11 protein-coding genes are annotated in these 12314 nt (G+C 62.4%); 5 read left to right on the plus strand and 6 right to left on the minus strand.

Features of this window, described 5'->3' with window-relative positions:
- Positions 1-25: 25 nt before the first annotated feature.
- The gene (locus K3166_RS10840; protein WP_221422239.1) at positions 26-1183 is read left to right on the plus strand and encodes a DUF3667 domain-containing protein; all 1158 of its coding nucleotides are present in this window, start codon (positions 26-28) and stop codon (positions 1181-1183) included.
- Positions 1184-1198: 15 nt separating this feature from the next.
- On the opposite strand, the gene K3166_RS10845 is transcribed toward K3166_RS10840, so the two are convergent.
- From K3166_RS10845 to K3166_RS10855, 3 genes are all read right to left on the minus strand, one after another.
- Positions 1199-1498 (minus strand): hypothetical protein, encoded by a 300-nt coding sequence (locus K3166_RS10845; RefSeq protein WP_221422240.1) that lies wholly within the window; start codon positions 1496-1498, stop codon positions 1199-1201.
- Between the two features lie 114 nt (positions 1499-1612).
- Complete coding sequence (gene ftsH / locus K3166_RS10850; RefSeq protein ID WP_247714621.1) at positions 1613-3583, minus strand: ATP-dependent zinc metalloprotease FtsH; 1971 nt, start codon at positions 3581-3583, stop codon at positions 1613-1615.
- An 80-nt stretch (positions 3584-3663) separates the two neighbouring features.
- Positions 3664-4305 (minus strand): TetR/AcrR family transcriptional regulator, encoded by a 642-nt coding sequence (locus tag K3166_RS10855; protein WP_221422241.1) that lies wholly within the window; start codon positions 4303-4305, stop codon positions 3664-3666.
- Positions 4306-4379: 74 nt separating this feature from the next.
- Here K3166_RS10855 and K3166_RS10860 point away from each other — a divergent pair, with 74 nt between their 5' ends.
- Genes K3166_RS10860 through K3166_RS10875 form a run of 4 tightly spaced genes read left to right on the plus strand, consistent with a single transcriptional unit; the run spans position 4380 to position 8635 of the window.
- The gene (locus K3166_RS10860; protein ID WP_221422242.1) at positions 4380-5513 is read left to right on the plus strand and encodes an ABC transporter permease; all 1134 of its coding nucleotides are present in this window, start codon (positions 4380-4382) and stop codon (positions 5511-5513) included.
- Positions 5510-6217 carry an ABC transporter ATP-binding protein gene (locus tag K3166_RS10865; RefSeq protein ID WP_221422243.1) on the plus strand — a complete coding sequence of 236 codons (708 nt, stop codon included), beginning with the start codon at positions 5510-5512 and terminating at the stop codon, positions 6215-6217. The genes K3166_RS10860 and K3166_RS10865 overlap by 4 nt, the downstream gene beginning before the upstream one ends.
- 1 nt (position 6218) lies before the next feature.
- Entirely contained in the window at positions 6219-7211 is a 993-nt protein-coding gene (locus K3166_RS10870; protein WP_221422244.1) for an efflux RND transporter periplasmic adaptor subunit, read from the plus strand.
- Complete coding sequence (locus tag K3166_RS10875) at positions 7208-8635, plus strand: efflux transporter outer membrane subunit (RefSeq protein ID WP_247714622.1); 1428 nt, start codon at positions 7208-7210, stop codon at positions 8633-8635. Before K3166_RS10870 ends, K3166_RS10875 begins: the two co-directional genes overlap by 4 nt.
- Here the strand turns inward: K3166_RS10875 and K3166_RS10880 are convergent.
- The 3 genes from K3166_RS10880 to K3166_RS10890 are packed head-to-tail and all read right to left on the minus strand — an operon-like array spanning position 8605 to position 12283.
- Positions 8605-9576, minus strand: a complete 972-nt coding sequence (locus tag K3166_RS10880; protein WP_221422245.1) for a HupE/UreJ family protein — start codon at positions 9574-9576, stop codon at positions 8605-8607. The two genes, K3166_RS10875 and K3166_RS10880, sit on opposite strands and share 31 nt — an antisense overlap.
- Positions 9573-10355: a peptidyl-prolyl cis-trans isomerase gene (locus K3166_RS10885; RefSeq protein WP_221422246.1), complete on the minus strand. Its 783-nt coding sequence runs from the start codon at positions 10353-10355 to the stop codon at positions 9573-9575. Before K3166_RS10885 ends, K3166_RS10880 begins: the two co-directional genes overlap by 4 nt.
- Positions 10355-12283 carry a DUF3604 domain-containing protein gene (locus K3166_RS10890; RefSeq protein WP_221422247.1) on the minus strand — a complete coding sequence of 643 codons (1929 nt, stop codon included), beginning with the start codon at positions 12281-12283 and terminating at the stop codon, positions 10355-10357. The genes K3166_RS10885 and K3166_RS10890 overlap by 1 nt, the downstream gene beginning before the upstream one ends.
- Positions 12284-12314 lie beyond the last annotated feature (31 nt).

Below are 12314 nucleotides of genomic sequence, written 5' to 3' on the forward strand. Positions count from 1 at the left end.
TAGAATCCTCTCGGCAGGAGGGTACATGAGCGAATTTGGCGAAGCCATGGGGACGGCCGTTGAGGGCGGACTGATCGCGCGCGCGGTCAGCGGCGAAAAAGGCGGCGGGCTGCAGGACAACCAGCCGCTCGACAAAGGGCATTTTGCCGAGAGCACCTGCCTTAACTGCGGGACTGAACTGGTCGGCGCGCACTGCCACGCCTGCGGCCAGCAGGCGCATCTCCACCGCACGATCGGCGCTTTCCTTCACGATCTGCTGCATGGTGCGCTCCATTTTGACGGAAAGACCTGGCGCACTTTGCCGATGTTGGTGGGCAAACCAGGTGAATTGACGCGCCGCTATATTGCAGGGGAGCGCGCGCGGTTCGTTTCCCCGATGGCGCTGTTCCTGTTCTCGATCTTCCTGATGTTCGCAGTGTTCCAGCTGGCAGGCATCAGCGCGCCCACCGATATTCGAGGTGACGCCGGCGAGGGACTTGTTGAACTCGCAGCGACCGAGCTCGACCGGACCGAGAAGCGCCTTCGGGAAACGGAAGAAGCGCTCGCCGAACCCGATCTTGGGTCCGACAGGAGAGAGGTTCTCGAAACCCGCCAGCGCGAGCTAGCGGACCAGGTCACGGCGCTGCGTCAGGCTCAGGAGAACATACCGTTCCTGCGGGAAGGTGAAGCCGATGCGCAGGCGGACGGGGACGGTGACGTGGTCATCCCACTCGAGGGTTCTGACGGTGCGACAATGAAGGTCGGCAGCTCCAACATCGAATGGGTCGATACCGCGATAGACAAGTGGCGCAAGAACCCCGGCCTCATGCTCTACAAACTGCAGACCAATTTCTACAAATTCAGCTGGCTGCTGATCCCGCTATCGATTCCGTTCGTATGGCTGTTGTTCGCGTGGAAGCGGCGCTTCAAAGCCTACGACCACGCGATATTCGTAACCTACTCGCTCAGCTTCATGACTTTACTCACCCTGACCGTCACAGTCGCAGGGCTACTGGGAATGACTACGGACCTCGTGGTTCTGACGAGCCTCGTCATACCGCCTATCCACCTCTACAAGCATTTGCGCGGGGCTTACGGCCTGTCACGCTTCTCGGCCATCTGGCGTCTCGCGATCATGGCCGTATTCATCGTGGTGATCCTGGTGCTGTTCCTGCAACTGCTACTGGTGCTTGGAGCATTCTAGGCGCAAGGCGCAGGGTCAGTCGACGGGATTTTCCTGATCCTTGTTGAGATTGTCGCCGAGGATCGGCGCGCTGTCGGGCGCGGTCTTGTCGTTTTCCTCGATATGGCTTTCGATGTTAGAAGCACCTTCGCTGATGGCGCCGGCTGCATTCTTCGCACCCTCTTCGATGACCTCGCCCACGACGGCGGCATTCGCCTCGATGTCATCGCCGGCCAGTTCGGCAGTCTGCGATGCGTCGCTCTGCGTCTGCTCGGAACACGCGCCCAGCGCGACAGCCGAGACAGCGATTAGCGCGGTGGCAAACGAACGTTTCATATCAACAAGTCCTTGAACAGCCGGACCCCGGTCCGGGTCACTCGTCACTACAATGCATAAAGGGCGCCGACGGTTTCCCGGCGGCGCCCCTGATGACATCATTCAAGACAGGCCTCAGGCTCCGGCCGGAGCACCTTCGCCGCTGCCACCGAACTTCTTGCCGGACTTGGGCACGGTACTGCCCCCCACCGGCTGGACGGTTACGGGGCCGCTGGGCGCATCGGGACGATCAATCTTCCCGTCCTTCATAAGCGTATCGATTTCTTCACCCGTCAGGGTTTCGAATTCAAGCAGAGCCTGGGCAAGCAGGTGGAGCTTGTCTTGTTGATCGGTCAGCACTTCGGTTGCACGCTTCAGGCCGCCTTCGACGAGTTCCTTGATTTCGGCGTCGATCAACTTGTTTGTCTCGGCACCGCCCATCGTGCGCGCGGTCTGGCCCATACCCAGATAGCCTTCCTGGCTTTCCTCGTATTGCAGCGGGCCAAGCTTGTCGCTCATGCCCCACTTGGTGACCATGTTCCGTGCAAGATCGGTGGCATACTGGATGTCGCCCGATGCGCCGCTCGAAACCTTGTCATGGCCGAAGATGATTTCTTCCGCCACGCGGCCGCCCATGGCGACAGCAAGGTTCGCGTGCATCTTGTCGCGGTGATACGAGTAATTGTCCCGCTCCGGCAGGCGCATCACCATGCCCAGCGCACGGCCGCGCGGGATGATCGTTGCCTTGTGAATGGGGTCCGATGCCGGTTCATTGATCGAAACCAGCGCATGGCCAGCCTCGTGATAGGCGGTCATCTTCTTCTCGTCGTCCGTCATGACCATGGAGCGGCGTTCCGCGCCCATCATGACCTTGTCCTTGGCGTCCTCGAACTCCTGCATCGCCACGAGACGCTTGTTACGGCGGGCCGCAAGCAATGCCGCTTCGTTGCACAAGTTCGCAAGATCCGCGCCCGAGAAGCCCGGCGTGCCGCGCGCAATAGTGCGCGGGTTCACATCGGGTGCGAGCGGGAGCTTCTTCATGTGGACGGCAAGAATCTTCTCGCGGCCATCGATGTCGGGGATCGGCACCACGACCTGGCGGTCGAAACGACCCGGGCGCAGCAAGGCAGGGTCAAGCACATCGGGGCGGTTTGTCGCCGCGATGATAATGATTCCTTCATTGGCTTCGAAGCCGTCCATTTCCACCAGCAGCTGGTTCAGCGTCTGCTCGCGTTCGTCGTTGGAATTGCCGAGGCCGTGGCCACGGCTACGTCCGACGGCGTCGATTTCGTCGATGAAGACGATGCAAGGCGCGTTCTTCTTGGCCTGTTCGAACATGTCGCGCACGCGGCTTGCGCCAACGCCGACGAACATTTCGACAAAATCCGAGCCTGAAATGGTGAAGAACGGCACGCCCGCCTCGCCCGCAATAGCGCGGGCAAGCAGCGTTTTACCGGTACCGGGCGAGCCGACGAGCAGTGCACCCTTGGGGATCTGGCCGCCAAGCTTGGAGAAGCGTGAGGGGTCTTTGAGGAATTCGACGATTTCCTCCAGCTCTTCGCGGGCTTCGTCGATACCGGCGACGTCTTCGAACGTCACGCGGCCCTGCTTTTCGGTGAGCATCTTGGCCTTGGATTTGCCGAAGCCCATCGCACCGCCTGCTCCGCCGCCCTTCTGGACCTGGCGCAGGGCGAAGATCGCAATGCCAAGGATCAGCACGAATGGCAGCATCTGGATCAGGGCATAAAGCAGGATGTTCTGACTGCCTGCATCCTTGCCTGAATACTTCACGCCGTTTTCTTCGAGCAGCTTGGGCAGCGAAGTGTCGTTGGCCACCGGAATGGTAGAGAACGCCTCGTTGTCATTCGTCATCCCGATGATCTGTTCTTCGGAAATCTCGACCGACTTTACATCACCTGCAGCGACACGTTCCTTGAAGTCGGAATAGAGCAGCGGTGTGCCCGCGCCCTGACCCGAATTCCCGAACATGGAGACGACCAGAAGCAAACCGAGGAAAATACCGCCCCATACGAGCAGAGTTTTCATCCACGGATTGGGGCCGCCACCTTCAGGTTCGGGCTGCTGGTCTTGATTCTGATCGCGCATTGGCGGGCATTCCTTTCAATATGTCCAGAATGTAGGGTCGCGCAGGTGAATGGCAAGTTTAGACGGCGCGCAGATGGCGTCTATTTTCGATCACACTCTTCGACGGCGTAAGCACTGCAGAAAACGTCGACAGCGCCCTCGATCCGTTCGCGGTCGCGTTTGGGGTCGGCGGGATGTCCGAAACGCCGTTCCAGATCGCCCATTCCCTTGCACATGGAAGCGAACTGTTCGACCGCCAGATCGACATCCTCGATGTCGACTTCTCCGGCATCTTTCATCGCCTGCAACAAGGCAGAGAACGCCTTTTTCATACGGTGCGGACCGGCAGCCAGGAATGCTGCGCCGATTGCGGGCTCATGTTCGGTTTCAGCGGCGATCCGGCGTTCAAACTGCACCATTTCAGGTCGCGACAGGAATGCCATCATGGCCTCGCCGATAGCAGTCAGACGCTGGCGCAAGGTGCCGCCGAGCTCTGGGCGCACTTCGAAATGTTCGCGCATCCGGGCGCATTCGGCCTCAACCGTTGCCGTGAACAGGTCGCGCTTGCCGCCAAAATGGTTGTACACCGTGACCTTGGACACGCCCGCATCGGCGGCCACCTGCTCGATCGCGGTCGAGGCAAAACCATGCTCGAAAAACGCGCGCGTCGCAGCGGCGAGGATCGCCTCGCGCTTGGCCGTGTTGACCGGACGACCAGCCTTTTTTTCGGTGTCGGTTGACAAAGTGAACGGTCCCGTTCAGTTGAACGCCAGCGTTCATTAATGGACGAATCGCAGCAGGAAGGCAAGCAAGCGCCGTGATCTGGATCGCAATCCGCATGCTGACAGGGGACGCCCAGAAGTTTTACGGGCTGGTTTTCGGCATCGCGTTCTCCACCCTGCTCATAACGCAGCAGCTGACGATTTTCGTGAACCTGCTCGAACGCGGGGCCAGCGGTGTCTACAATGTCTCCAGCGCCGATGTCTGGGTAATGGATCCGGTCAGCCGGACGACCGACGTGGCCTATGCCATGCCGTCGACCGCGCTCGACAAGGTGCGCGGCGTCCCTGGGGTCGAATGGGCCGTCCCCCACATCCGGGCACAGGCCAGCGTGCGCACCAAGACGGGCGACCTCGAAGGCGTGGCCGTGATCGGGGTGGACGATGCCACGCTTATCGGCCTGCCCAAGACCATGCTCGAAGGCGCGCCCGACATTCTCAACACACCTGACAGCGTGATTATCGACGATGTTGGGGCCCAGAGAATGTTTCCCGATCAGTCCCCTCTTGGCGAACGGCTCGAACTTAATGACCAGCGCGCAGTCATCCGCGGCATCGCCGATGCAACGCCCAGTTTCACGAGTACGGTGGTGCTCTATACCAAGTACAGCCAGGCCCTGAATTACGTGCCCGGCACGCGAAACCGCCTTTCCTTCGTGCTGGTCGGTGCGGAAAACCCCGAGGAAGCCAAGGCGCTTGCAACCCGGATTTCGGAGCAGACCGGCCTCAGGGCCCGGACACGCGACGAATTTGCCCGTGACGGGGTGGATTTCATCATCGAAAACACCGGCATCCCGTTCAATTTCGGGATCACCGTGGCGCTGGGTTTCATCGTGGGCGTGGCCATCGTCGGGCTGACCTTCAGCCTTTTCATCCGTGACAACATCAAGCAGTTCGGCGCCCTCAAGGCGATTGGCGTGACCAATGGAAAAATCCGCAAGATGGTCGCCGCACAGGCGGCGCTCGTCGGCTTCATCGGTTACGGGCTGGGTATCCTCGGCACGCTAGCCTTTATCTGGAGCTTTGCCGCCAATCCCACCTTCAAGGGCTTCTATATTCCGTGGGAGATACCCGTATTCAGCCTGGTCGCTGTGACGTTGATCCTGGCGCTCACCGGCTGGCTGGCGCTGCGCAATGTTCTGAAGACAGAACCGGCGGCGGTGTTCCGGTGAGCGGTAGCCCTGCCATCTGCACGCGCGGTGTTACGCGCGATTTCACTGCCGGCCAGCAGACGATAACCGTGCTCCACGGGATCGATCTCGACATTCGAGCTGGTGAACTCACCTATCTCGTCGGCGAAAGCGGATCGGGCAAGACGACGCTGATCTCGATCATGTGCGGCATCCTCTGGCCGACCGAAGGCGACGTGGAGGTCTTCGGAACCGACATCTATGACCTGCAGGATACCGCGCTGGTTGAGTTTCGTCTCAAGAACATCGGCTTCATTTTCCAGCAGTACAATCTGATTCCTTCGATCGATGCCGCCAGCAATGCCGCCGTCCCGCTTATAGCGCAGGGGATGGATCGGCATGAAGCACGCGAACGGGCGGTCGAAATGATGGCCAAGCTCAATATCCGTGACCAGGCGGATAAACTGCCCAACCAGCTTTCGGGGGGCCAGCAGCAACGTGTCGCGATTGCGCGCGCCCTCGTCCACGAACCCCGCCTGGTAGTGTGTGATGAACCCACCGCCGCGCTTGATGCCGCATCCGGCCGCCGGGTCATGGACCTGCTGCGTGATGTCGCCGTGGCAGAAGACCGTGCCTGCATCATCGTTACCCACGACAACCGCATTTTCGATCTCGCCGACCGCATCCTCGTGCTCGAGGACGGCAGGATTATCCATGACGGCGCCACCATGCCCGAGGACCACTGACATGGCTTTCAATCTACGTAATTTCAGTTTCTCCCGGCAAATCCTGCCCGTCATCGCGGGTGCCGCGCTGATCCTGGCGGTGATCTTTATCGTCACCGGCCTTCCGGACCGCGAGCTTTCCGCGCCTGAGAACGAACCTCCGCGTGCGCCCGAACAACTGGCCGACGCGCCGCGCGTTGCCGGGTCAGGCGTGGTCGAACCTTCCAGTGAGGTGGTCCAGATCGGCTCGGCACTGTCGGGGCTGGTCACCGGACTGTTCGTCCAGCCGGGCGACCGCGTTACTGAAGGACAGACACTGTTCACGGTCGACGCCCGCGCTGCCCAATCAGGGCTGCGCGAAGCAGAGGCAGCCATCGGCGAAGCGCGTGCAGCGATTGCGGAAGCAGAAACCGCACGCTCCATCGCAGCGCAGCAATTGGCGCTGTACCGCAATGTTGACGATCCCGCTGCTGTCAGCCGCGCCGAAGTCATCCGCGCCGAAGGCGAAGCCAGTGCAGCGAACCAGCGCCTTTCGCTCGCCCGCGCCCGTTTGCAGGCCGCGCAAGCCCGCGCCGCCAGCGCGAGGACTGAAATCGGCCGCCTGACAGTGCGCGCGCCGATTGCGGGCGAAATCCTTTCCGTGAATATCCGGAAGGGCGAATATGTCAGCACGATGGGCGGAGGCGGGTCGCAGCCGTTCATCGAGATGGGCCAGACCCAGCCACTCTATGTGCGGATCGATATCGACGAAGAACAGGCACCGCGCCTCGACATGGGCGCACCCGCCACGGTCAGCCCGCGCGGCGCAGCAAATCAGCGCGTGGAGGCGAGCTTCGTACGCGCTGAACCCCTCGTAGTGCCGAAGAGGTCGCTGACCAATTCGGCAGCAGAACGAGTCGATGTGCGCGTGCTGCAGGTGCTTTACGAGCTTCCCGAAGCGCCCTCGCAGAACGAGGCCATGTTCCGTGTCGGCCAGCAAGTTGACGCCTATATCCCTGCCAAGGGCAGCGAATGATGCGCCTGCTCCTGACCTCCAGCTGCGCGCTGGCACTGGCAGGCTGCGCCGCCGGTCCGCCGCCCGAAATTGCCACCCCGGTACCGGTGTTGCCCGACGAGTTCCTGTTTGCGCCAAGTGCCCAGACTGGAAACGCATTGGCCGCATTGCTGCCTGCATCCGACCCTGCCTACGAAACGCTAGCCGCCCAGGCTCTCGCCGGCTCCCCGACATTGGGCGAAGCGCTGGCGCGCATTGATCAGGCCCGTGCAGGTGCCGACCGCGCGGGCGCGGAGAGACTGCCGAATATCGGTGCGAATGGCTCCGTCACAGGCCAGCGAACCAACCCTGCGCAATTTGGCGGCGCGCTCCCGCCCGGCGCATCCTTCGACACCGAGCAGATCGCTTATTCGGCCAATCTGACAGCTCGCTGGGATCCCGACATCTTCGGCACTTTGCGCGCGCAGGAACGTGCCGCACTGGCGCGGGTCGATGCCGCCACCGCTTCCGCTCGTGGGGTTCGCAATGCTCTGCTGGCCGAGATCGCCGCCAGCGTCATTGACTGGCGCACTCTCGATGCCCGGCGCAGTGCGATCGAAAACGACATTACCGCTGCCGAAGAACTCGCCCGGCTGGCAAAGGTGCGCGAAGAAGCCGGGATCGCGCCCGGCTTCGACCGCGTGCGCGCGGAAGGTGCTGCCAACGCATCACGCAGCCGCCTCGCCGCCCTGGAAAGCGAGCGCGCACGGCTGATCGGCAGGCTGGTCACCCTTACCGCGCAGGGCGGAGCGCAGGTGCGTTCAGCCTTGGCGCTCGGGACGGCAGACGATGGCCTGCCAGTGCCGCCAACGACCCTGCCCAGCGCATTGCTCGCCAACCGGCCAGACGTTGCCGCCGCAGCGGCAAACCTTGCAGCGCAGGACGCGGAACTCGCCGCCGCTGCGCGCAGCCGCTTTCCCAACTTCAGCCTTTCGGGGATCGTGGGACTTCTGGCATTCAGTCCAGGCGATCTGTTCGACGAGGATTCCATCGTCGGAACGCTGGCCGCTACCGTCGCCGGCCCGCTGCTGGATTTCGGAAGGATAGAGGCGGAAATCGGCGCGGCGGCTGCGGGTAAGCGCGCGGCCTTCGAGGCCTATCGCGGCGCAGTCTTCACCGCGCTGGGCGATGCCGAGGGCGCATACGGCCTCGTAGCGGCAGCTTACCGCGAAGCCGCAGCAGCAGCAGCCGAAGCCGCCAGCCTGCAACGTGCGGCATCGCTTGCCGAAACGCGCCAGCGTGCCGGGCTTGCCGACTTCCTCACCGTTCTCGAAGCGCGCCGGGCCGCTGATGCAAGCGGAGAGCGCGCTGCCGCTGCGCTCGGCCGCGCCAAACGTGCACGGGTGCTGCTGTGGCAGGCGCTAGGCGGCGATACTCAGCCGATCATGCGGTCGACCAGCCAATAGGCCCCGGTGATGCCGATGAAATAGGATGCGAAACGTATCGTCGGCGTTTCAGCGCCAGCACGTATCCGCCGGAGCAGGGCCAAGGCCGCCATCACCGCCGCAATGACCAGCAACTGACCTGCCTCGACGCCCAGATTGAAGCTTATGAGAGCTGCCGGAACCTCGCCTTCGGGCAGGCCGATTTCGACCAAGGCTCCGGCAAATCCGAACCCGTGAAGCAGGCCGAACAGGAATGCGACCAGCCACGGCAGGCGGCGGGTCAGCGTTTCCCGTGTGCCGCGCGCTATTTCCACGGCCAGGAACACGATTGAAAGCGCGATCAAGGCTTCGACGGGACGCTGCGGCAGACCGGCGAACCCCAAGGTCGTCGTGGCGAGTGTAATGGAATGCGCGGCCGTAAACGCTGTCGCCGCTTTCACCACGCCCCAGCTGCGCCTGACCAGCAAGACCAGTGCAATCACGAACAGCAGGTGGTCCCAGCCCATCAGGATATGTTCGGTGCCGATCACGAAATAGCTGCGCCAGACCTGCGCACTTTGCGGCTTTGCAGCGATGATAACGGATGGGTCGGCGGCTGTGACGCGGTAAACCTGCAACGGCCGGCCAAGGGGCACGATGCGCACAATCGCATCGCCCTGTCCGGTCAGCATGGGCCATCCGATCGATTGGCCGGCGACATTGCCGCTGCACTGAACCTGCGCCCTGCCGGTGACTGCAAGCGGTGCGTTGTCGAAGCTGGGCTGGCCGAGGATTTCGCAGCTGTCAGGGATTTGCGGAATGTCTGTACGGTCCGCTGCCGGCGAGCTGAGCGGTTGGCGCCAACCAAGCGACCAGCGGCTTTCATCGACCTGCTCAAACTGGATCGATACCGGACGTAGTTCGTCAGCCAGTGCCGGCGACGCCCACAACGCAAATAGCGCCAACGCCAGCAGGCGCATCATTCGATTTCGACCGAGTAGGCGTCCCTCAAGACCTGGAATGCCTGTTCGCGGCGCGCCTGCATCGTGGTGCTGCGCCAGTCTGCTTCCACCTTTTCGCGGATCTCCTCGAAGGGCGGCGCCGATCCCTCTTCCCGCAGCGTGAGGCGCACCAGATGCCAGCCAAATCCGGATGGGACAGGACCCTGCCATCCCGGGCCAGCGGCTAATGAGGCGATCTCATCGGCGAACTGCCTGCCGAACACTTTCTCGACTTCCGCCACTGGCATCCGCTCGGCATTGCCGGGCAGGCTGATCGGCTGACCGCGAGGATCAGACTTGGCGGACGCTGCAAGGGCGGCCTGTTCATCCTCGAAATAGACCTGTTCGAAATTCAGGACACCGCCCGTCTCGAAGTGGCCGGGATGATCAGACAGCCATTTGCGCAGGATTTCTTCGGATGGCTGTGCAACCTCGGCCTGGGCACTCGCCAGTTCATCCATCTTGCTGGCTAGGCGGCGGCGGACCACCGGATCACTCTGGTCGAGGCCAAGCCTCAGCGCCTCGCGGTAGAGCACCTCTTCGCGCACCCAGCGGTCAATCTGTGCGTCCAGTTCCGCATCGGTGGGTGGGCGGCTCATTGTCCGTTCGAAACCGAGCGCCAGCGCCGCTTGCTGTTCCTGAGTCAGGACAATCGAGCGGTTCGCCGGGTCAACAGGATCGCCCATGGCGGCAAACGCGGCCCAGATCGCGGCCCCTGCCAGAAGGAAATGCGCGAGCGGATCGCGCAGTATTTTTCGCATCACTGCATGGTTGCAGGCCCGCCGCCCGCTTCGCTGCGTGGCCGCAGCCACACGGGCGAGGAATAGGCGCGTTCCTGCACCACATTGGCCTCGATCACGTCATCAGGCAGGCTCAGGCCGAAACGCTTCGCATCGTAAAGCACCCAGGTCGGAGTCGGGATTTCGAGCACCCTGACATAATAGAAAGCGCGCTGTCCGGGGCGATAATCGGGATCGGTCCAGGCTTTGCGCAGCTCGGCCGCACCGATCGAATTTTCATACGTCGCTTCGGCGCGGTTTACCGTATCGCCAACGAATGGGACCGGCGAATTGGACGCACCGTCCATCTCGCGCTCGCTCCAGGCGATGTCGTAGACTTTTTCCTGGGCGTTGCCGCTGCCATCGACCCAGCCTTTGACGATTTGCACCCGGTCGAGGTTCGCCCCGTCAGGATCCTTCAAGGCGCTGACGAGGAAAGTGGGCGCCGTGCCCTGATCTTCCAGCTCGCCGCCCATGGGCACGCCCCGGCCATAGCCGGCACGCACCCAGTCACCTGCCCAATCGCCATCGGAAAAGTCGAAGCCGGCGAACAGGCGCACGGTCATGCGCGGCCCGGTGGTTGCATAGACTTCTCGCCGCATGAAGGCATCGAAGATTTCCGCCCGAGTGTTGCCGCGCGCCCATGCTGCCGCGTAGCCGCCGGCAAGGTAGTGCCAGCCGAAACGTCCTTCACGCGTGCCGAGGTTTTGCGGCCTCATTGCGCGATCAGCGCGGGGTTCATTGCCAGTGTGCTTGCCGAAGAAGTTATCTTCGTCGCCCGTGGCCAGGGCAGTGTGGCTGTCAGTCGAGCCGATCATGCCGAACGCATAGGGATTCACGCCCAATTGCTGTTCCAGCGTAAGCCCGCGAAGCAGGGCAGAACGCACGTAACTTCCGGCAAACATATCAGGGCTCGTTTTCGCGGTGAGCGGAAGATTGCCCAGATCCCAGCCAGCATCCCCGTATCCGGCAAATTCATCGTTCGGCGAGAGGAAGGGGTGCGTTTCACTGTCACCCTTGATCTGGGTGGCCTCCACCACCGGCTCGAGGCGCGCACGGCGCCGCGCATACTCCGCGCTCATCGCGCCGCCATCGGGTCCGGTCAGCTCGAACATCATGCCGTTCGACAGGTTGGAATTATGCGGAATGGCGAGCACTTTTCCGCCCGTGCTTTCTTCGTAGCCGTCCATGTAATCCCATAGCGAGGACACATCATTGTCGATGCCAGGATAGGGAAGCACCTTTCCGGTCTTGGCACTGCCATCGCGGAACATCACGACGCGGTGCAGATTGTTGCCGCCCGGCATGAGGGTCCATTCAAATCCTGCGAAAGCGGTGAAGGTGCCTGGCTCGTTATAACGGTCGAGCAGGCCAAGATGCCGATCCCACAGGTCGCGCGTGGCTTTTGCCTGCCGGACCGGGTCGCGAAATGCTTCGGGTATTTCGTTATTCGCAGCGGCGGTAATCAGTTCGCCAACCGCCCGCGTCGACTGGTCCGGGCTTTCGTGCATCATGTCGCGCCAGCGCCGCAACGTGGGATCGCGCACCATCATGCGCGGCGCGTCATATAGCCGCCGGGTGGCGCCCATCGCGTCGGAGTGATCGGCGATTACGAGAAAGTCGAGCGGCCGGGCGAGCTTCGCGCTCATCCCGGTGGTTGCGGTTACCTCCTCACCCCGAGCGAATTTCAACGCATCTTCCGGACCCAGGCGGACGCCGAAACCAAACGCATCTACCGAGACATCAGTGTGGAGGTGCGTATCGCCCCAGTACGGCCGATCAGGAAATTCAGCGAGTTCGATCGTATCGGCGCCATCACCGCGCTGCGCCTCGCTAGCGTCGCCCGCTCCGGCCACGTCGCAGCCCGCCAATGCAAATGCCGCGGCAATCAGTCCGATCCGGTAATCCATGGCATTTCCCCTCGCCTCTGCGGGAGATGTG

Origin of the sequence: Qipengyuania psychrotolerans, from assembly GCF_019711355.1 — a bacterium.
Lineage (GTDB): Bacteria > Pseudomonadota > Alphaproteobacteria > Sphingomonadales > Sphingomonadaceae > Qipengyuania > Qipengyuania psychrotolerans.

What these genes read in the sequence shown, in the direction of transcription:
- K3166_RS10840 (WP_221422239.1), top strand. Translation starts at nt 26, where the DNA reads ATGAGCGAATTTGGCGAAGCCATGGGGACGGCCGTTGAGGGCGGACTG.
- ftsH (WP_247714621.1), bottom strand. Translation starts at nt 3,583, where the DNA reads ATGCGCGATCAGAATCAAGACCAGCAGCCCGAACCTGAAGGTGGCGGC.
- K3166_RS10845 (WP_221422240.1), bottom strand. Translation starts at nt 1,498, where the DNA reads ATGAAACGTTCGTTTGCCACCGCGCTAATCGCTGTCTCGGCTGTCGCG.
- K3166_RS10890 (WP_221422247.1), bottom strand. Translation starts at nt 12,283, where the DNA reads ATGGATTACCGGATCGGACTGATTGCCGCGGCATTTGCATTGGCGGGC.
- K3166_RS10870 (WP_221422244.1), top strand. Translation starts at nt 6,219, where the DNA reads ATGGCTTTCAATCTACGTAATTTCAGTTTCTCCCGGCAAATCCTGCCC.
- K3166_RS10885 (WP_221422246.1), bottom strand. Translation starts at nt 10,355, where the DNA reads ATGCGAAAAATACTGCGCGATCCGCTCGCGCATTTCCTTCTGGCAGGG.
- K3166_RS10875 (WP_247714622.1), top strand. Translation starts at nt 7,208, where the DNA reads ATGATGCGCCTGCTCCTGACCTCCAGCTGCGCGCTGGCACTGGCAGGC.
- K3166_RS10880 (WP_221422245.1), bottom strand. Translation starts at nt 9,576, where the DNA reads ATGATGCGCCTGCTGGCGTTGGCGCTATTTGCGTTGTGGGCGTCGCCG.